At 52.4% G+C, this 18,905-nt stretch carries 16 protein-coding genes; 6 read left to right on the forward strand and 10 right to left on the reverse strand.

Annotated elements, in window-relative coordinates; genetic code table 11:
* The first annotated feature begins 124 nt into the window (after nt 1–124).
* Nucleotides 125–1,021 carry a hypothetical protein gene (locus tag RAL91_RS14780; protein ID WP_306256989.1) on the forward strand — a complete coding sequence of 299 codons (897 nt, stop codon included), beginning with the start codon at nt 125–127 and terminating at the stop codon, nt 1,019–1,021.
* Between the two features lie 148 nt (nt 1,022–1,169).
* Here RAL91_RS14780 and rsgA read toward each other — a convergent pair whose 3' ends face one another.
* The 4 genes from rsgA to RAL91_RS14800 all read right to left on the reverse strand — a co-directional run bounded on the left by rsgA (nt 1,170) and on the right by RAL91_RS14800 (nt 5,932).
* Nucleotides 1,170–2,246 (reverse strand): ribosome small subunit-dependent GTPase A, encoded by a 1,077-nt coding sequence (gene rsgA, locus RAL91_RS14785; RefSeq protein ID WP_306256991.1) that lies wholly within the window; start codon nt 2,244–2,246, stop codon nt 1,170–1,172.
* A gap of 286 nt (nt 2,247–2,532) precedes the next feature.
* Complete coding sequence (locus RAL91_RS14790) at nt 2,533–4,227, reverse strand: GMC family oxidoreductase (RefSeq protein ID WP_306256992.1); 1,695 nt, start codon at nt 4,225–4,227, stop codon at nt 2,533–2,535.
* Between the two features lie 3 nt (nt 4,228–4,230).
* On the reverse strand, nt 4,231–4,959 hold the full coding sequence (locus RAL91_RS14795) for an SDR family oxidoreductase (protein ID WP_306256993.1): 729 nt from the start codon (nt 4,957–4,959) through the stop codon (nt 4,231–4,233).
* Between the two features lie 232 nt (nt 4,960–5,191).
* Nucleotides 5,192–5,932: a FadR/GntR family transcriptional regulator gene (locus RAL91_RS14800; protein ID WP_306256994.1), complete on the reverse strand. Its 741-nt coding sequence runs from the start codon at nt 5,930–5,932 to the stop codon at nt 5,192–5,194.
* 131 nt (nt 5,933–6,063) lie between these two features.
* On the opposite strand from RAL91_RS14800, the gene RAL91_RS14805 reads away from it, so the two are divergent.
* The 5 genes from RAL91_RS14805 to RAL91_RS14825 all read left to right on the forward strand — a co-directional run bounded on the left by RAL91_RS14805 (nt 6,064) and on the right by RAL91_RS14825 (nt 10,226).
* On the forward strand, nt 6,064–6,972 hold the full coding sequence (locus RAL91_RS14805; protein WP_306256995.1) for an NAD(P)-dependent oxidoreductase: 909 nt from the start codon (nt 6,064–6,066) through the stop codon (nt 6,970–6,972).
* A 58-nt stretch (nt 6,973–7,030) separates the two neighbouring features.
* Nucleotides 7,031–8,002 (forward strand): TRAP transporter substrate-binding protein, encoded by a 972-nt coding sequence (locus RAL91_RS14810; protein WP_306256996.1) that lies wholly within the window; start codon nt 7,031–7,033, stop codon nt 8,000–8,002.
* Between the two features lie 121 nt (nt 8,003–8,123).
* Nucleotides 8,124–9,410 carry a TRAP transporter large permease gene (locus RAL91_RS14815; protein ID WP_306256997.1) on the forward strand — a complete coding sequence of 429 codons (1,287 nt, stop codon included), beginning with the start codon at nt 8,124–8,126 and terminating at the stop codon, nt 9,408–9,410.
* Nucleotides 9,407–9,895: a TRAP transporter small permease gene (locus tag RAL91_RS14820; RefSeq protein ID WP_306256998.1), complete on the forward strand. Its 489-nt coding sequence runs from the start codon at nt 9,407–9,409 to the stop codon at nt 9,893–9,895. Before RAL91_RS14815 ends, RAL91_RS14820 begins: the two co-directional genes overlap by 4 nt.
* Nucleotides 9,896–9,899: 4 nt before the next feature.
* Nucleotides 9,900–10,226: an NIPSNAP family protein gene (locus tag RAL91_RS14825; RefSeq protein WP_306256999.1), complete on the forward strand. Its 327-nt coding sequence runs from the start codon at nt 9,900–9,902 to the stop codon at nt 10,224–10,226.
* A 508-nt stretch (nt 10,227–10,734) separates the two neighbouring features.
* On the opposite strand, the gene RAL91_RS14830 is transcribed toward RAL91_RS14825, so the two are convergent.
* From RAL91_RS14830 to gyrA, 6 genes are all read right to left on the reverse strand, one after another.
* Nucleotides 10,735–11,244: a GNAT family N-acetyltransferase gene (locus RAL91_RS14830; RefSeq protein ID WP_306257000.1), complete on the reverse strand. Its 510-nt coding sequence runs from the start codon at nt 11,242–11,244 to the stop codon at nt 10,735–10,737.
* Between the two features lie 271 nt (nt 11,245–11,515).
* Entirely contained in the window at nt 11,516–12,310 is a 795-nt protein-coding gene (locus RAL91_RS14835) for an MBL fold metallo-hydrolase (protein WP_306257001.1), read from the reverse strand.
* On the reverse strand, nt 12,307–13,089 hold the full coding sequence (locus RAL91_RS14840; RefSeq protein ID WP_306257002.1) for a TatD family hydrolase: 783 nt from the start codon (nt 13,087–13,089) through the stop codon (nt 12,307–12,309). The genes RAL91_RS14835 and RAL91_RS14840 overlap by 4 nt, the downstream gene beginning before the upstream one ends.
* Before the next feature lie 8 nt (nt 13,090–13,097).
* Nucleotides 13,098–14,648, reverse strand: coding sequence for a methionine--tRNA ligase (gene metG / locus RAL91_RS14845; RefSeq protein WP_306257003.1), 1,551 nt, complete (start codon nt 14,646–14,648; stop codon nt 13,098–13,100).
* A gap of 29 nt (nt 14,649–14,677) precedes the next feature.
* Nucleotides 14,678–15,724 carry a DNA polymerase III subunit delta' gene (locus tag RAL91_RS14850; RefSeq protein ID WP_306257005.1) on the reverse strand — a complete coding sequence of 349 codons (1,047 nt, stop codon included), beginning with the start codon at nt 15,722–15,724 and terminating at the stop codon, nt 14,678–14,680.
* 96 nt (nt 15,725–15,820) lie between these two features.
* Entirely contained in the window at nt 15,821–18,616 is a 2,796-nt protein-coding gene (gene gyrA, locus RAL91_RS14855) for a DNA gyrase subunit A (RefSeq protein ID WP_371932549.1), read from the reverse strand.
* Nucleotides 18,617–18,905: the final 289 nt, after the last annotated feature.

Consider the following 18,905-nt stretch of genomic DNA (forward strand, 5'->3'; position numbering starts at 1 on the left):
TTCGATCACATCAGCTACGATGTTCCGGAACTCCCGTTATCGAATTCAAATGAGCCGACCAGCAATCGTAGCCAAATATGGTTCACGTTAAACGGCTTAGGTGAAAATGGAGAGGAAAAGTCCAATGAAATACCAACTTAAGCACGGCACATTTGCCCTGATCATGTTGTCTTCGCTAACCGCATTCACAGGCAGTTCGCAGGCCAAAAACAATCCGTATCTGAATTTTGATATTCACTCCAACCAGTTTTCCAAGGCCGTCATGCAATTTGACTATACAGGCGGAAAATACAAGTGGAACGGCAAGACCATTACAATGCGTTTCAGTGTCTCCGGGGATGCAGGTCGGCATAATTCCTGGCTACCAGGCCTGACACTTAGACCAATAACCATGTCTCCCAAACAGGACATGAGCGGTAAAATTCCACGTAAAAAGCGCAAATTGTCTCACGCAGACAACATCACATTCAAGACATCATTCCTGAACAGTTTCGCCCCGGGATTTGCAGATTATTGCAAACGCAACGGTGGCTCTCAGAAGCGTGTGAAAGACGGTTTTTTCATAAAATTTGATGCACTTGCAGCGAATAACAAGGGAAAATTTCTGAAAGACACAGTGCAATTGCCAATGCGGATTGTCTGCATGCCAAAGCCAAACAATCCCTCGAGAACACCTGTCGCTCTAAAGGCCACCAAGGTAAAACTCTACACAATTCCAGCAAAGCCGGTTTGCGGAAAACCGGTCAAGTTGATCACTGAAATCTGGACCAATAAACCGGGTAAGGTGGAGTTCTTTCTGACCAGAAACGATGGTGAGAAACAAAAGGCATCCGTCACGACGGGTAAGGTTGCAAATGGCAATGTCAAGCGCTGGGCAAAGACATATGAATTCAATCAATCTGTTCACAGGCGCTATCAGATCGTTCTTGCCAAACAGGCAATGACCAGCAAGTGGGCTGAAATCAAATTGAATTGCGGTGCCGGAAACGACATCAAACGCCCCAAGGCAGTGACAAACTAATCCGTTTGCCTGTCAGGCTTGCCAAGCCTTTACGGCTAGCTGATTGACCACTGCGACAAGGAAAGGGACCCGAATCCGGGTCCTTTTTTGATGATGATGCAGGCGAGGAGTATCAACACCTATCCAACTCATTGCCCACGGTCGGCATTCACTTCTTGTTTTGCTTTTTTATGGTGCGGATCATTTTTCCAAACGCCTTATCCTTCGATCTTCGTTGCACCAGACTGGAGGTGTTAAAGCGTTCTTCTGCCATCAGTTTCCTCCATCGACCCAGCCTCGCTTCATCAATATCTCCAGCTTCGACTGCCGCCAGTACTGCGCATCCCGGTTCGCTCACATGCTGACAGTCTGCAAAGCGGCATTGATTTGTAAGCGCATCAATATCTGAAAAGAGATGTGCAAGCCCGGTTTCAACGTCAGCAAGCTGAAGTTCCCGCATTCCCGGCGTGTCCAGCACTGCGCAAGCATCTGGAAGAATATGAAGCCTGCGGCTTGTCGTGGTATGGCGTCCCTTCGCGTCGTCCTCACGAATAGCCTGAGTCTGGATGGAATGGCTTTGCAACAATGCATTGGTAAGCGTTGATTTCCCCACACCGGAAGACCCCAAAAACGCAATTGTCTGCCCCGGCTTGCACCAATCCGCCAGTTTTTGCCTTGGTTCATCACCTCGTGCATCCAGAACCACAACGGGAACCAGATCAGATATGCCACTGGCCTTTGCAACATAATTATCAGGCGTTTCGCAAAGATCGCTCTTTGTCAGGACAATGACAGGAGATACGCCAGCCTCAAAAGCGACTGCGATGTAGCGTTCAAGCCGCGCAACGTTAAAATCCTGATTACAGGAGGAGACGATGAACGCGGTGTCAATATTGGCAGCGATCAATTGCACATGCCGGTCACTGCCGGGCGCACGCCGTTTGATAAGGCTTTTCCGTTCCAGAACCTCGCTGGAACCGGGGCGGGCTTCATCAAGCAACAGCCAGTCACCCACAGTTGCTTCCGGGTTTGGTGGAACAATGGTATCAATCCCGTCACCCAGGACGCGAAAACCGTTTCGTTGCACCTCAACTATGCGGACCGGCGGTGTCCTGCCCATGTCCTCGGTGCTGATTTGTTGTGCAAAAAACGGCTTCCAGCCGAGTGTTTCAAGTTTTGAAGGTATGCGTTTGGGGCTTCCATCCGTTGCAGGAGGCCGCAGGAATTTTGAATAATCCCGTTTCATTGAGGTGAACTCTCATGTTCAAACCACGAGCAAAGCTCGGGTCGCAGTGTCAGATTTTCTGAAATTACAAAGCTTCGTTCCACCAACCGCTTGTCGGTCAGTGGGTCTGGTCGCTTCTGCTTTGTACCGGGAGGACGCTTTGCCTCCCCACATGATCAGGACATGAAATCTCCGTGTTATTTTCCCATAATAACATGAATTTCCGCTGGTTCAAAGGCCACGCTGTCCAAAGGTGATGCGGAATGGCCCAAGCCTTTGTCCGGACTGAACAGGCCGCGTCCTGAAACTATTCCATCTCGCCGCGGCGGTTTCCCTTGATCAGATCAGCCGCTTTTTCAGCCAGACAATATGTGGCGGCAACCGTGTTGCCGGACACAATTTGGGGCATCACAGAGGCATCAACAACACGCAGACCAGATGTGCCATGCACGCGCATTGAGCCCGGATCAACAACCGCCATCGGGCCGGTTCCCATTGCACAGGTTCCAACCGGATGGAACAACGTCCCGACAGTTTGGCGAATGAAGCTATCAATGGCGTCGTCATCTTCTGCATCTGGCCCCGGAGACAGCTCCACATCCAGATGCGGCGCAAAGGGTGGCTGCCCCATAATTTTACGGACAATGCGCACCCCTTCGCGCAACGCCCGGGTCGTGCTTTTTCCTTGAAAAAAATTGTATTTAATCAGCGGCTTATCCAGAGGATCTGAACTCTTCAGTTTAAGGTTCCCAATGCTGTCGGGCCGCAATTGGCAAACATGCATGATAAAGCCATGTGTGCTGAAACCCTTTGCGTTCTGTGTGTTGGCCATGGCTGTGCAGAAAAACAACTGTATATCCGGGCGTTCAGAGCCCGTCGTGGACAGGAATGCACCGCCATCCGCAGTGGTCGAGGCAAACAACCCACGGCGTCTGAAAATCCAGTTCAGGACATGAAGCACATTCCTTGGAAAAGCCCGCCATGAACCACCATAAGGAACGCTGGTCTTGGCGCGGTATTCAACACTTATATCCAGATGATCCTGAAGGTTTTCACCAACACCTGGAAGGTCGTGCACCAGCGGAATTCCATGCTCTGACAATTGAGTCTTGTCACCAATGCCGGACAGCATCAAAAGGTGAGGGGACACAAAGCTGCCAGCGGACAAGATGATCTCGGAACCGCGTGTTTCTCCGCTCGCACCACTGTCGTCCTGCCAGGCAACACCTTCAGCCCGCTTCCCATCCATGATCACTTTCGTGACCCTGCGACCAGACAGAATGGTCAGGTTCGACCGATCGCGAATTGGATTGATGTAGGCGCTTTCGGCCGTTACCCGTTCGCCATTGGACTGTGTAAATGTGTAAAAACCATACCCATCCTGACGCGGGCCGTTGAAATCAGAGTTGAACCGGTGACCGGCAAGGTCCATCGCTTTCAAAAATGCATGGGTCAACGGATTGACGGTTCGGATATGCGCCAGATTTACGGCACCCGAAACACCGTGATAGTCGGGATCAATTGGCTGCGCATCACGTTCCGCACGAGCTGGTAGATGTGCATCTGAGCCACTGTCCACCAAGGGCTCAAACCGCTCCATTTTCCGGAAATAGGGCAGCAAATCATCAAAACCCCAACCGAATGCGCCAAGGTCACGCCATTCGTCATAATCTTCCCGCTGACCACGAATGAGAATTTGGCCATTTACCAGTGTACTGCCACCGGTTCCACGGCCACGGGGCAGGTCGATCCTGCGATCATCCACGCCTTCTTCGGGTTCGGTCTTGAACCATTGCATGAATTTGGGACCGCCCAAAAAGGCGAGAGCCGGTGCCATAAAGGTCACCATTGCCAAGGGCATGCGAACGATCGTCTTGCGAGAATTTCGGTCCGGTCCGCTTTCAATCAGTGCCACGCGCACATCAGGGTCTTCGGAAAGGCGATTGGCCAGCACACAGCCAGCAGCGCCGGCACCAACGATAACATAGTCAAACTTGGTCACGGATCAGATGTCCTGATTTTGCGGAAGAAGAACCAGATCGCGGACGGTCACATGGGGTGGCCGGGTCAACATGAACATCACAGCCTCCGCAACGTCTTCAGAGCGCATTCCCTCATGCGCCGCGACTTTTTCGTCAATGGCGTCAGCGTCGGCAAAACCCCAAAGCGGATTAAGCACAACGCCAGGTGCAATGGCACCAACCCGCACATTGTGGGGCGCAACCTGGCGGCGCAAACCGTGGGTGAAAGACTGGATCGCGTGTTTGGATGCGGAGTAAATTGGTTCCCAATGGATAGCCTGATGCCCTGAGACAGAGCTTGTGATGATTATTTCCCCGGATCGGCGCGCAGTCATTTGCGGCAATACCCGGTTTACTAGCCGGAAAACACTGTTCACATTGACATTGAGCAACTCATCCCATGCATCCGGATCTCCATCGACCACGTCGCCTGGAACATAAAGCCCGGCATTTGCCAGCAAGATGTCGATTTGCCCGAAATGCGCGATGGCATCAGCAGCAACGCGGTCCACTTCTGCAGGAACGGTAAGATCAGCCGATAAAACCAAAGCGTCACCGCCAAGTTCCTGATTGACCGCATCAAGCCGCTCCTCAGACCGACCAACAATGGCAACTTTTGCGCCAGCCTTGGCAACTGCGATCGCAAGCGCGCGACCAATGCCCGAACTTGCACCTGTCACCAACGCGACTTTTCCCGACACATCCCAATTCATACAATAACTCCCTGGTTTTCTGCATGTTACATGCAACCAACCCGGTGGTACAAACCAGAAATAAGGGACGCAGTGTTGATTTGTTTGGGAAAAGTCGTCCCACTTGGGCATCTTCCCGCAAATCAACCCCGCAAATAAGTCTTCTTTTGCGGTTGAGGATTTGGAGTTTCAGCTCTTCAAAGATCAGTGGGCGAGGGGAGCCACTTTATCACCTCAACCAAACTCTACGCGCCTATGCAAAGTCCTCGCGGGCGACGAGCCTTTGTGCAGCTTGTTCAAATCTGTGGCGTGTGGCGCGGCGCGCAACTTCCACATCCTGGGCTTGAATGCTCTGGAGCACGGCAAAATGCTCCGCCAGAATATCAGGACCAAATTCTGACGCGGCAGCATTTTTCAAAAATGCCGACCGCAGATTTGATTGAATATTGGATTCAATCATTCCCACCACGTCTTCATAATAACTATTGGCAGACGCTTGTGTGATCAGTCGGTAAAACAGAAGCTCTGAATCCACCCGTTTTTCCAAGGCCTGTTCTGCACCCTGTTTGTCAGCCTCGACCATTAATTGGTAAGCTTTTTCAATTGCTTCCAACTGCTCAGCTGTTCGCATTTCTGCCGCCAACGCAGATGCACCTGCCTGCACGCCGGTGCGCAGTTGCAGTAACTGGACAATTTGTTTGCGAATTTCAAAACAGGCGGGGCTGATGCGAAAGGCAGAGCGATTTTCTGTTTTGGCAATAAAAGCACCGATACCACGGCGCGAATCCAACACACCGTCGTATTTCAGCAAGGAGATCGCTTCCCTGATCACAGTTCTGGCGACACCAAACCGCTCGGACAACTCGTTTTCAGACGGTAATTTATCACCTGGCTTCAGCTGTTTGCTGTCTATCGCCTTGGAAATTGTAGCCGCCACTTCATCCGGCAGCCGACGCGGCCGTGCGATACGATCAAATTGAAGTGGACTGTTCACGGGCTTGGAACTCCTAATGTGCTGCCAGATATATAGGCGGTCATAGCACGTATGAAAATATTTGTTATGAATATATGAAAAGCAGTTGTCAGACAACTGACGTTATGTTTAATGACTTACCGAACAGAGGAATGTTTATGTCATCGACTCAAATTGGTTTCATCGGCCTTGGCGGCATGGGAATGGGCGTCGTAAAGAATATGGCGCAAAAGGGTCTATCCGTTACCGTGTCAGATTTGGACAGTGACAAAGTGGATCAAGCGGTCAGCCTTGGCGCCCATAAGGGTGGCGACATTGTTGAAATCGCAGCACAAAGCGATGTGTTTGCAGTCTGTATCACAACAGCCGAGGCCGTACAGAAACTGTCCCTGGGCCCTAATGGTGCATTGGCAAAAATGAAGCCCGGAAGCGTGTTTCTGGATCACACCACCGTATCAGCTGACCACGTCGATGCCATGTATGAAGCATGTCAGGCGCATGGAATTCTCTATGCAGAGGCGCCGATGACACGCACGCCCATTCATGCTGACCGGGGTGAAGTAAATATTCTTTTCGGAGGTGAGGAGGCTTTGCTCGAGCGTCTGCGCCCGATTTTCGACACCTATGCGGAAAACATATTCCATGTGGGCCCGGCCGGTCATGCCATCCGCCTGAAACTCATTCACAACTATATCGCATTTGCCAATGTTGCGGCCTGGTGTGAGGGCTTCGCACTCGCGGCTCATGAAGGGCTGGATATGTCCAAAGTGATCGGCATCATTTCCGCTGCAGGCGGCAAATCAGGCATGATGGATTTGTACGGAGAGGCCACATTGAAGCGTGACTTCACCCCGCTGATGTCACTCGCAAATGCTCAAAAAGACGTGCGTTATTACGCCGAATGGCTTGAGCGCGCAGGGCTGCCCGGTTTCATGGCTCAATCAGTCCACCAGACCTATGCGCTGGCTTCCATCATGGGGCACGCGGATGAAAGCTGCACGGCAGTGATCAAAGCCTACGAAGACCTGACGGGTGTTGAAGCCCGACTGGAAGAGGATTAAGTCCCGCCACCAAATGGCGGCACTCAATTAATGCAACAACATCTTGGGAGGAAAACAGATGTTTCTAAAAGCAATTATCAGCGGTGTAGCTCTGGCTGCGCTCACAACCGGCGCCATGGGAGCAGATGTCACACTACGACTCGCGCATTTTGCGGCGGAAACCCATCCCGGTCACATAGCGGCACTGCAATTTGCAAAGAATGTCGATGAGCGGACAAATGGCAGCGTAACCATAGAGCTGTTTCCCGCGAACCAACTTGGCTCGCCTCCCGAGCAATTGGAACAAACCATTCTGGGGGCGGTGGATATGAACCTGCCAACCCATGGCGGTTTGGATAAATATGAGCGTGCCTTCGGGACGGTCATGACCCCCTTCGCCTTTTCCAGCTACGAAAACGCCCACGAAATACTGGACGGCCCGTTCACAGACTGGACGGCACCATTGCTGGAAGCTCAGGGCCTCGTCATGCTGTCCCATTGGGAATACGGCTTCCGCAACATCACCAATTCACAACGGCCTATCAACTCACCTGATGATGTGAAGGGTCTGAAACTGCGCACACCGCCTGAGCTGCAGATTGTTGCCGCCATGGAAGGGCTAGGGGCATCCACCACGCAGATTGCTTTTCCTGAATTGCCCAATGCGTTGAACCAGAGCGTCGTTGACGGACAGGAAAATCCCATTGGTGTCATCTATCATTACAAACTCAACGAGTTTCAGGAGCATCTTGCTCTGACCCGCCACGTCTACAATTCCATGATCCATGTTGTGAACAAAGACGTCTGGGACGGCCTGACCGAGGAACAACAGACCATCCTGCGCGAAGAAAGCGCCAATGCCGCAAAGACCATGCGCGAGGCCGTTCAAAAGCAGGAAGCAGAAGAACTGGCCGGGTTGAAAGAGCGCGGTATGAAAATCACCGAGCCGGATCTGGCGCCATTTGCAGCATTGATGGAACCTGCCCGCAAACGGGTGGCGGAATATAGCGGTGCTGATAATATGGAGAAGTTTTTAGGCTTCTTGAAGTAACAATTCTCGGTGCCAGCAAAGTGTTTATTCAACAACAGCTGGCACCGCTGTTGACGTCTCAACCACTCCTGCCTCTCTCTGGGCAAGACCCTGTTGTCCAGCATTCAGAGCCCAATCCGCCATGACCACATTTCTTATTCTCGGTGTTTTGATCCTGTTGATCGTCATAGGCGTGCCGGTTTCGGCAGCCCTCGGTCTGACAGCGGTTGGATTTTACATATTTCTGGGTGATTTCAACATTCTGGCGATGTTGCCTCAGCGAATGTATTCAGCAACGACCGGCTTCACCTTGTTAGCCATTCCGTTTTTCATTCTGGCTGGCAATCTCATGAACACCGGCGGTATTACCCACCGCATTTTCAACTTCGCTGACGCAGTGGTGGGCCATATTCGCGGTGGCCTGGGCCAGGTCAACGTCCTTGCTTCACTGTTCTTTTCCGGCATGTCCGGCGCAGCCGTTGCCGACGCTGCAGGGCTGGGGCAGGTGGAGCTGAAAGCCATGAAAGATCGTGGCTATGACCCAGATTTTTCAGCCGCGATCACCGCTGCATCATCGACCATCGGTCCCGTGTTCCCTCCCTCCATTCCGTTTGTGCTGTACTCGTCGATAACGGGCGTTTCGGTTTCAAAACTGTTTCTTGCTGGCGTCGTCCCGGGCCTGCTGATGGCTGTTGCCTTGATGGGCTCTGTTTATGTGGTCGCGCTGAGGCATAAAATGCCGCGACGTGATCATATTGACTGGCCTGCAATCTGGCGCACTTTTCTGGATGCCGGACTGTCCATGGTCACGCCTTTGATCATCATTGCTGGTATTTTTGGCGGAATTTTCACCCCGACCGAAGCAGGGGTTGCGGCATCTGCCTATGCGCTTTTCCTGTCGATGGTCGTCTATCGCGAAGTAAAGCTAGGCGATCTGCCAAAAGTGCTCTGGGATACTTTGCTGCATACCATTCGGGTCATGTTTGTGATCGCCGCCGCCGGTTTCTTCGGCTGGCTTCTGGTGCATCAGCGGGTGCCAAATCAACTCGTTGAAGCCATGCTCACATTTTCGGACAATCCAGCAATCATCATGGCCATCATTGTATTGATTCTGTTGATACTGGGCATGTTTCTGGAGGGGATCGCCGTCATCGTCCTCACCGTCCCATTGTTCCTGCCGGTGGTCACACACATCGGTGTCGATCCGGTTCAGTTTGGCGTTATCATGATCATGTGTTCTATGGTTGGCCTTCTGACACCGCCTGTCGGCATGGTGCTTTTTGCAGTATCCTCAATTGCCAATTTAACAGTCGGACGATTGTCAAAGGCACTCATGCCATACCTTCTGGGAATTGTGCTTGTTCTGCTGGTCGTCATCGTCTTTCCGCCCGTTTCAACCTGGTTGCCGGAATTGGTGATGGGTCGATGAATTTACAGCGCTTTGATGCATTCTTAGGCAAGCTCCTACGCGGTATTTCCATAGCCTGCTTTATTGCACTGTTCTTTCTGCTGTTTATCAATGTCATTGCGCGTACATTTCAGCTGGCTGGCTTTGCTTGGTTCGACGAAATCGTGCAGGGGCTGTTTGCATGGATGGTTTTTTCGGGTGCTGCAGCACTTTGGCGCGAACGGGAACACTTCGCTGTGGACTGGCTGGAAGTCACATTGGGCCAATCTCAATACGCAATAATGCTGCGCGGACTGATCAGCCTGTTGTGCCTTTGCTTTCTGCTTGCCATGACCGTTTACGGCTATGATTTATTCCTAAGGAGCAGGGCGCTGACTCCCATTTTACAACTGCCAACGTCACTGTTTTACAGTGTCATCCCGCTCTCAGGCCTTGTAATGGTCCTCTACACTTTGCGCGATATCAACGTCGCGTTCACTGACCTGCTGTCCCACAAAAGGAAATAAGACCATGATCTATGATATGCGCACCTATGTCTGTCGCCCCGGCACAATCAAAAAGCACATGAAGCTGTATGAAGATCATGGCTGGGAAGCGCAAAGTCGCCATTTGGGATATCCCGCGATCTATGGCGCTGTCGAAACCGGCGACGTCAATTCTTACGTCCATATCTGGGTTTATGAGGATGCCGCAGACCGCACCGCCAAACGCGCTGCAATGGCCACTGATCCGGATTGGCTGAACTATCTGAAACTCAGTGCAGAGGCTGGAAATCTGGTGAGCCAGAGCAACACCATTTTGACACCCGCAGCCTTCTTCGATCCAAGCAAACGCTGATACTGAATTTTGGTGATGGATGTGGGGTCTAAATACGCCCCACATCAAATCTGAAGTCCTGTCAGAACGCACTATACAAAGCATCTGACAGCACAACGTTCCAAACAGATCAAAGAGCAGGCGCTGTTCTATCTGCCGCGGATGCGGAGCTCTTGGTCGTATTTCGACCCTGAAAAACTCACCATTTCCGGCTCTACCGACACATATATGCGGGGTGACAAAAATAATTGAGTTTCATCGGTGCAAGACCTGTGGTGTCCTCACACATTGGAACCACACAGGCGAGGGCCCAAGCGGGGGCACATGCGAAGGCAGAGGGAACATCGGTGTGAACATGCAGAATATGGAGCTATCCCAGCTCGCAGGCATTCCGGAACATGATGGGCATGCAGACGCAACAGATCGTTGAGGAAAGATAGCATCGGACATGTCTCGAATTTCTTCAAACACAGGCCTTTTTTATGATGGCAATACGGACGCTGCTGCCGTCAGCTCCAACCCAAAATGATCACGCAAAGCGGTAGGAATAAACGTTGTTCAAGTAGGCCTGATCTTCGATGCGAAAGTGGGTCTCTCCGACATGTTCAAAACCTTGCGCGAGATAAAACGCAATTGCTGGCGTGTTCTCAGCGTTGGTCGCAAGCCAAACAGACTCATCCCCGTTTGTACGGCAATGCTGGAGCGCTGCATTTAACAATCGCTTTCCAACCCCTTTGCCATGATGACGCGGCTGCACATAGAAGGTAGATATTTCGACGTTTGAACACCCCGGGACGGGCGCCGGGTTCCCGCAAGACAAGCGTATAAAGCCGTCAATACCTTCGTCATTTTCAGACACAAGAATGAACTCATTGGGATCAGATATCAGCGCCTCAGCCTTGGATGCGGTGAATTCCTCCAACACATAGTCCGCAAACAAAGCGTTGATGCCGCGCTTTAGATAGGTGCCTATCCAAACCTCAATCGACAGGGCGGCAATGCTTGAGGCATCTGATTTGTGAGCGGTTCTAAGTGTCATAGCTGTAAGGTTTTCTTTCTCAGATGAGAGTCGCATAGCATGAGTGACGGCAAATTGGATGCGAACCAGTCACATGTCCCAGCGAAGTAGCATCACTCCGAAAATGACCAAGCCGCCGGATCATTCGATGGCTGCTTTCTGGAGGAGGGGAAAGCAGTGCACCAAGCTCCATCCGTTATGAGCAATGCATATGTAGGCGCATGTAGGGGGTGCCACCATAACACAGTGGGACACCACACCCAATTATCGCATAAGATATATTATGGAATAATTATATGTCACAAAACCAGCCATCATAGGCGGGTTCCACGTATTCCGGGGTTTCCTGACGCACTGTCTCATAATCGAGATCGATGTGCATATGGGTCAATACAGCCTGCTTGGGGCCAATCTGTTCGATAGCCTCAAGCGCCTCGCGCAGTGAGAAATGACTGGGATGCGGATCGTAGCGCAGCGCGTCGACAATCCAGTGAGACAGTCCGGATAGCAGCGCGGCGCTCTCTGACGGCAATGCGCTGATGTCAGATGAATAAGCCAAGTCACCAATTCGAAAACCGAATGAGAGAATGTCACCATGTATCTGTTTAAACGGTAGAATGTCGATGATGCCGCCAGGACCATCAATGGACAGCGTCTCGCCATGTGCAATTTCATGCGCCACAAGAATGGGTGGATAAGACGAGCCTGTCGGCGTATTGAAGCAATAGTCAAATCCAGCATGCAGCCGATCCAGCGTCACGCGATCAGCATAGATATGGACGCGCTGGCGTCGGTTGATTACGAATGCGCGCAAATCATCAATGCCGTGGACGTGATCGGCATGCGCGTGCGTGTACAGCACCGCATCAGCCCAATCGATATTTTGCGACAGGCATTGTTCGCGAAAATCCGGACCCGTGTCGATGATGATGCGCGTCACGCCATCTTTGCTGCGTTTCTCCACAAGCAGACTACAGCGCCGCCGGCGGTTCTTTGGATTGTCCGGATCACATGCACCCCATTCATTTCCAATGCGTGGCACGCCGGGCGATGATCCGCTGCCCAGAATGGTAAAGCGCAGGCTCATAAGACCTTCGGCAGTTTTTTGAACAGCCGGAATGCATTGGCTCCAGTCTGCTCAATAAATTCTGACACATCCAGATTAAGCGTCTCCGCCAGTGACGCAGCTGTATCGGCCACATAGGACGGCTCATTCGTGCGGCCACGATGCGGCACCGGCGCCAGATATGGCGCATCTGTCTCAACCAGAATGCGATCAGACGGCACATCGCGTGCAATATCGCGGATATCCTGAGCGTTTTTGAAGGTCGCAATGCCCGAAAACGATACATAAAGACCCAGTTCAACGCCAATCTTGGCCAGGCCTGCGCCTGATGAAAAGCAATGCAGAACAGCCGGAAACGAACCGATTTCCGTCTCTTTCTTCAAAATGTCTATCATGTCGGCATCCGCTGACCGCGCGTGGATAACCAGAGGCAATTCGGTGATACGTGCAGCGGCAATATGCGCGATAAAGCTCTGTTTTTGAGCTTCACGGGCACTCTTGTCGTAATGGTAGTCGAGCCCCGCCTCCCCGATTGCCACCACCTTTGGATGCGCGGACAATTCAACCAGACGATCTGTGGTGATATGCAATTCTTCATCCGCATTATGCGGATGGGTCCCGACGGAACAGAACACATCGTCAAATTTCTCTGCAACAGCAAGCACTTGTTCGAATTTTTCGACACGCGTGCAGATCGTGATAATGCGCTGAACACCACGGTCCCGCGCGCGCGCGACCACATCCTCCAATTGATCTGCGAAATCGGGAAAGTCCAGGTGGCAATGACTGTCAATCAGCATTGGCTCTCTCAGCTCTCGGATGCCGCTTCAACAAATCGTGGAAACACACCTTCCGGCTTGTCGATCTGCGTACCGCTGGCCAGAATTTGATCCGGTGCCAAGGCTGCAAAGTCGCGTCCATCTTCGGGCACACACAAGACATCCAGCAGCTTGGCCGAGGATTCAGGCATAAAGGGCTGCGCCAGAATGGCAACGCGTCGCACAATCTCGGCAGTTACAAACAAAACCGTCGCCATACGTTGCGGATCGGTCTTTTTCAGTGCCCAGGGTTCCTGAGCCGCGAAATATCGGTTGGCCTCACTCACCACAGCCCAAATGGCATTGAGCGCATTGTGCGGCGCCTGCACGTCCATGGCATCCCGACACAGCGGCAGGAGAGCCCTCGCCTGCTCCAGAATGGCCGTGTCTTCGTCAGAGTATTGTGCTGGTGCTTCCAGCAACCCGTCCAAATTCTTGAACACCATGGACAAGGAGCGCTGAGCCAGATTGCCCAGATCATTGGCCAGATCAGCGTTCATCCGCGCAACAATTGCGTCATGGCTATAGCTGCCATCACGCCCGAATGGGACTTCACGCAGCAGAAAATAGCGCAAGGCATCAAGACCATAAGCTTCGACCAGAGAAATGGGATCAACCACATTGCCAACCGATTTCGACATTTTCTCCCCGCGATTAAACAGGAAGCCATGTGCATAAACCCGTTTCGGCAATGGCAGACCGGCAGACATCAGGAATGCTGGCCAGTACACCGCGTGAAAGCGAATGATATCTTTCCCAATCACATGCACATCGGCCGGCCAGAACCTGGCTCTTTCCGCGTTCTCATCCGGAAACCCGGTTGCTGTCAGATAATTGGTCAGCGCATCAACCCAGACATACATGACATGTTCAGGATCATCCGGAACCTTTACACCCCAGTCAAACGTTGTCCGTGAAATCGACAAATCCCGCAGGCCCGATTTAACAAAGCTGATGATTTCGTTGCGGCGCTCATCCGGTCCGATAAAATCCGGATTGGCCTCAAAATAGGCCAGCAGGCGGTCCTGATAGGCGGATAGTTTGAAGAAATAACTGTCTTCCTCCACCCACTCCACCGGCGTGCCCTGCCCGCCCAGCTTGACGCCGTCTTCATTTGTGGTGATTTCATCTTCACCATAATAGGCTTCATCACGAACGGAGTACCAACCGGAATAGGTGTTTTTGTAGATGTCACCAGCTGCGGCCATGCGCTTCCAAATTTCAACACTGGCCGCATGGTGCCGAGGTTCAGACGTGCGCAGATAATCGTCATTGGACGCATTCAACGCCACCGCCATCTCCTGAAAACGGGCTGTATTGCGGTCGGCAAGCTCCTGTGTGGAGATGCCCAGATCTCGCGCCGTTTTCAGCATTTTCAACCCGTGCTCATCAACGCCGGTCAGAAAAAACGTGTCGTAGCCATCAAGGCGCTTGAAGCGCGCCATGGCATCGGTCGCAATCAACTCATAGGCATGCCCGATATGGGGCGCGCCATTGGGATAGGAAATTGCTGTCGTGATGTAGAACGTCTTTTGACTCATAACTGGAACTGACCTGTCTAAGCGGGCCCTTAAGCTGGCAAAAGGGCCGCAGCATGTTTGGCTTTGTTTAGTAGCGCAAACAGGTTCAGGATCAACTGTTTCTTGTCCAGATTATAGGTCTCAGTCTCACGCTGTTGCCGATCCAGCACGTCCCAAACATCAATCCACGGGTTTGCAGCGCCCTGCCCGGCCATGGCTTTGGCACGATTATGCACAAAAAGCCGGGCGCGTTCCAAAAACTCCGCGAACAACGCATCACGCCCCCGCAGGCACAGAGCATCCGCCAGCGCATGCAGATTTTTCAGATCACCCGGAGGCTCATCAAGACGCGCTTGCATGTCGTGCCGCAGATCACCATGGTCTGTTGCCATAAGATCCATCGCATAGCGCACACGTCCATCTGCCAGCCCTTCAACCAGCGCAAATTCAGCCGCGTCGAATTCCTCCATTTGCGCTTTCACGATAGTCGCCATCTCAGTGTCGGTTGGCCGCGAGAGCATGGATTTTCGGCATCTGGACCTAATTGTTGGAAGCAGCCGTTGAATATTATCAGAAATCAATAGAAACAGACAATTAGAGGGTGGTTCCTCAAGTGATTTCAAAAGCGCATTTGCAGCAGCAGGTGCCATGTCATCCACCTTGTCGACAATGACAATGCGCCAGCCACCCTCACCTGCTGTTGACCCCAGAAACTGGGTTAACCGGCGCACATCATTCACCGGTATACCGGCTGTCATACGCTTGTTATCCGCATCCCATCGACGCGACAAAAGGAGCAGATCAGAGTGCGATCCGGCGCTGATTTTAGCCGCAGCCCGACTGTCTGGAGAAACCGATAAATCCTGAACTTTTGGCGCCGCGTCCCAGACGGCAAATTGATGGTCCAGCAAAAACTTGGCAACCTGATAGGCAAAGGTCGCCTTGCCGCAACTGTCCGGGCCGCCAATCAACCAGGCATGGTGCAATCTGCCGTGACCGAGCGCGTCCAGAAACACGCTTTGCAGCTTTTCTGCCCCGACAAGACCCTGCGTCGCGCGTGGCTGCAATATTCGATCATAATCTTCAACAACGGACATGTGCATTCCAGCGGAGAAAATCTGACCCTATTCCAGGATCATCATGGGATCAAAGTCATTCCGGGATTTTAATCGAAAACCCCGGAATGAAGTAGCTTATGTGTCTGAAGTGTCTGTATCTGAAGAACCGGCCTCTGATGTGTCAGAATCCGCAGCCTCAGCGTCAGCGCCATCGGAAGAAGCTTGTGCATCACCTGGCTCTATCACTTCAGAACCATTGCCCTCAGCATCTTCGCCATCGTCCTCATCATCGCCTTCAATCTCGCTAATACGCTCAACAGAAACAACAATTTCGTCCTTTGCGGTGTTGAACACCGTGACACCCTGAGTTGATCGGCCCGCGAGACGGATACCATCAATCGGGCAGCGAATGAGCTGACCGCCATTGGTGACGAGCATGATTTCATCACCCGCATCCACCCGGAAAGACGCAGCGAGTGCCCCGTTTCGGTCAGACATGCTCATCGCAGCAATGCCCTTACCACCGCGACCGGAAACCCGGTATTCAAAGGAAGAACTGCGCTTGCCATAGCCATTTTCAGATATGGCCAGAATAACCTGCTCAGCTTCAAGCATGGCTTCAAACTTGGCGTCGTCCAGAACCGTCTCGTCCGGACCTGTAACCGCTTCGGCCTCATCATCAGGCACTTCTGTCGAAGCCCCTTCCTCTTCAATCCCGCGCAACATACGACTTTTCTTGATAAAGGCCGTGCGTTCTGCTGGTGTTGCCTCGAAATGACGCAGGATCGACATCGCGATCACAGTATCGCCAGACGCCATGTTGATACCGCGCACCCCGACCGAGTTTCGGCCGGTAAAGACGCGCACATCTTGCACTCTAAAGCGAATACACTGCCCTTTCAGGCTGGTCAGCAGCACATCATCATCGGCAGAACAGGTTTCAACGCCGACAATGGCGTCTCCCTCATCCAGCTTCATGGCGATTTTGCCATTTCGGTTGACCTGAACAAAGTCCGACAGCTTGTTGCGACGAATTGTGCCGCGCGACGTGGCAAACATCACATCCAACTGTGCCCAGCTCTCTTCATCTTCCGGCAAAGGCATGATTGTGGTGATGGTTTCATCCTGCTGCAACGGCAGAATATTGATCAGCGCCTTACCGCGAGACTGCGGGCTGCCTATAGGCAAACGCCAGGCTTTCAGCTTGTAGACAATACCGCGTGAGGAGAAGAACAGCAGCGGTGTGTGGGTGTTGGCCACAAACAGCCGTGTCACGAAATCCTCATCTTTGGTCGACATGCCGGAACGACCCTTGCCGCCCCGTCGCTGCGCCCGATAAGTCGCCAATGGCACACGCTTGATATAGCCCGTGTGGGATACGGTGATGACCATATCCTCACGTTGGATCAGGTCTTCATCCTCAAGCTCGGCACCACCGTCCAGAATTTCTGTCCGGCGCGGCGTGGCAAACAGCTCGTGCGATTCCTGCAATTCATCCTTGATGATGGTCATGATGCGCAGGCGCGAACCGAGAATTTCAAGATATTCCTTGATCTCGTCGCCAAGCTTGTTCAGCTCGTCAGAAATCTCTTCCTGACCGATCCCTGTCAGACGCTGCAGACGCAGCTCCAGAATGGCGCGTGCCTGTTCTTCCGACAATGTATAGGTGCCATCTTCCTGAACACGGTGTCGGGGATCATCAATCAGGCGGATCAGCGGCTCAATGTCTCGTGCAGGCCAGCTTTTCTCAAGCAATTGAGCCCGCGCAGTCGCGGGATCCGGGGCAGCACGGATAAGCGCGATGACCATATCGATATTGGCAACAGCAATGGCCAGACCCACCAGAACATGAGCCCGATCGCGCGCCTTGTTCAGCAGAAACTTGGTTCTGCGGCTAACAACGACTTCGCGGAATGCCACAAATGCGCGCAACATATCCAGAAGCGTCATCTGCTCCGGCTTGCCGCCATTCAGCGCCACCATGTTACAGCCAAATGAGCCCTGCAAAGGCGAGAAACGGTAGATCTGGTTCAACACCACATCAGCAACCGCATCACGTTTCAGTTCAACAACAACCCGCATACCGTCACGATCAGATTCATCGCGTATGTCAGAAATGCCCTCGACACGCTTTTCGCGCACCAGATCAGCGATCTTTTCGATCATGGTGGCTTTGTTCACCTGATAAGGAATTTCGGTGATGATCAGCGCTTCACGGTCCTTGCGCACCATTTCGGTGGCCACCTTGCCACGCATGATGACACTGCCGCGACCGGTTTCAAATGCGGAGCGGATGCCAGCACGGCCAAGGATCATGCCGCCGGTTGGAAAATCAGGGCCCGGCATATGCTCCATAATGCCAGACAGCGTGATCTCCGGATCATCGATCAGCGCAATACAGGAATTGATCACCTCACCCAGATTATGCGGAGGGATATTGGTGGCCATGCCAACTGCAATGCCGCCGGCTCCGTTGGCCAGCAGGTTGGGGAAGCGGGACGGCATGACAACCGGTTCTCGCTCACGCCCATCATAGTTTTCCTGGAAATCAACCGTGTCTTTTTCAATGTCCGCAAGCAGATACTGGGCCGCCTTTTCCATTCGGCATTCCGTATAACGCATGGCAGCAGGTGGATCGCCATCGACAGAGCCAAAATTGCCCTGCCCGTCCACAAGTGGCAGACGCATGGAGAATTCCTGGGCCATACGCACCAGCGCGTCATAAATCGCGCTGTCACCATGGGGGTGATACTTACCCATCACCTCACCCACAACACCGGCAGATTTACGATACGGTTTGTTGTGTTCAAGACCCATTCCATGCATGGCATACAGGATGCGCCGATGCACAGGCTTCAAACCGTCACGCACATCTGGCAAGGCGCGGCTGACGATCACGCTCATTGCGTAATCGAGATAGGACCGCTTCATTTCTTCAACAATACCGATGCGTTCAATATCGGACGGCAGATCGCCGGATGGCTCGTTTCCCTGAGGGGTATTCTCGTTATCGGACAAATCTGTACTCACGGGTTAAAGGCGACGAATCGTCGCCCTGAATTGAGGTGATTCAGTATAGACTGCCAGTACCGCAAAGACCAATTTGACCATGTGAAAATGCCTGCATTTTTTTCAAACAAAACAGATAGTTACAGTTATTCTTGCCAAATTCACGATAGGCTCTGTTTTTTCTGGCGTATCAGCGCTTTGAAATTGCGCC

It is taken from the genome of Pararhizobium sp. IMCC21322 (assembly GCF_030758295.1).
Classification (GTDB): domain Bacteria; phylum Pseudomonadota; class Alphaproteobacteria; order Rhizobiales.

Coding starts and splice junctions, on each gene's coding strand:
- RAL91_RS14780 (WP_306256989.1), top strand. CDS start 125: ATGAAATACCAACTTAAGCACGGCACATTTGCCCTGATCATGTTGTCT.
- rsgA (WP_306256991.1), bottom strand. CDS start 2,246: ATGAAACGGGATTATTCAAAATTCCTGCGGCCTCCTGCAACGGATGGA.
- RAL91_RS14795 (WP_306256993.1), bottom strand. CDS start 4,959: ATGAATTGGGATGTGTCGGGAAAAGTCGCGTTGGTGACAGGTGCAAGT.
- RAL91_RS14805 (WP_306256995.1), top strand. CDS start 6,064: ATGTTTATGTCATCGACTCAAATTGGTTTCATCGGCCTTGGCGGCATG.
- RAL91_RS14810 (WP_306256996.1), top strand. CDS start 7,031: ATGTTTCTAAAAGCAATTATCAGCGGTGTAGCTCTGGCTGCGCTCACA.
- RAL91_RS14815 (WP_306256997.1), top strand. CDS start 8,124: ATGACCACATTTCTTATTCTCGGTGTTTTGATCCTGTTGATCGTCATA.
- RAL91_RS14820 (WP_306256998.1), top strand. CDS start 9,407: ATGAATTTACAGCGCTTTGATGCATTCTTAGGCAAGCTCCTACGCGGT.
- RAL91_RS14825 (WP_306256999.1), top strand. CDS start 9,900: ATGATCTATGATATGCGCACCTATGTCTGTCGCCCCGGCACAATCAAA.
- RAL91_RS14830 (WP_306257000.1), bottom strand. CDS start 11,244: ATGACACTTAGAACCGCTCACAAATCAGATGCCTCAAGCATTGCCGCC.
- RAL91_RS14835 (WP_306257001.1), bottom strand. CDS start 12,310: ATGAGCCTGCGCTTTACCATTCTGGGCAGCGGATCATCGCCCGGCGTG.
- RAL91_RS14840 (WP_306257002.1), bottom strand. CDS start 13,089: ATGCTGATTGACAGTCATTGCCACCTGGACTTTCCCGATTTCGCAGAT.
- metG (WP_306257003.1), bottom strand. CDS start 14,648: ATGAGTCAAAAGACGTTCTACATCACGACAGCAATTTCCTATCCCAAT.
- RAL91_RS14850 (WP_306257005.1), bottom strand. CDS start 15,724: ATGTCCGTTGTTGAAGATTATGATCGAATATTGCAGCCACGCGCGACG.
- gyrA (WP_371932549.1), bottom strand. CDS start 18,616: ATGAAGCGGTCCTATCTCGATTACGCAATGAGCGTGATCGTCAGCCGC.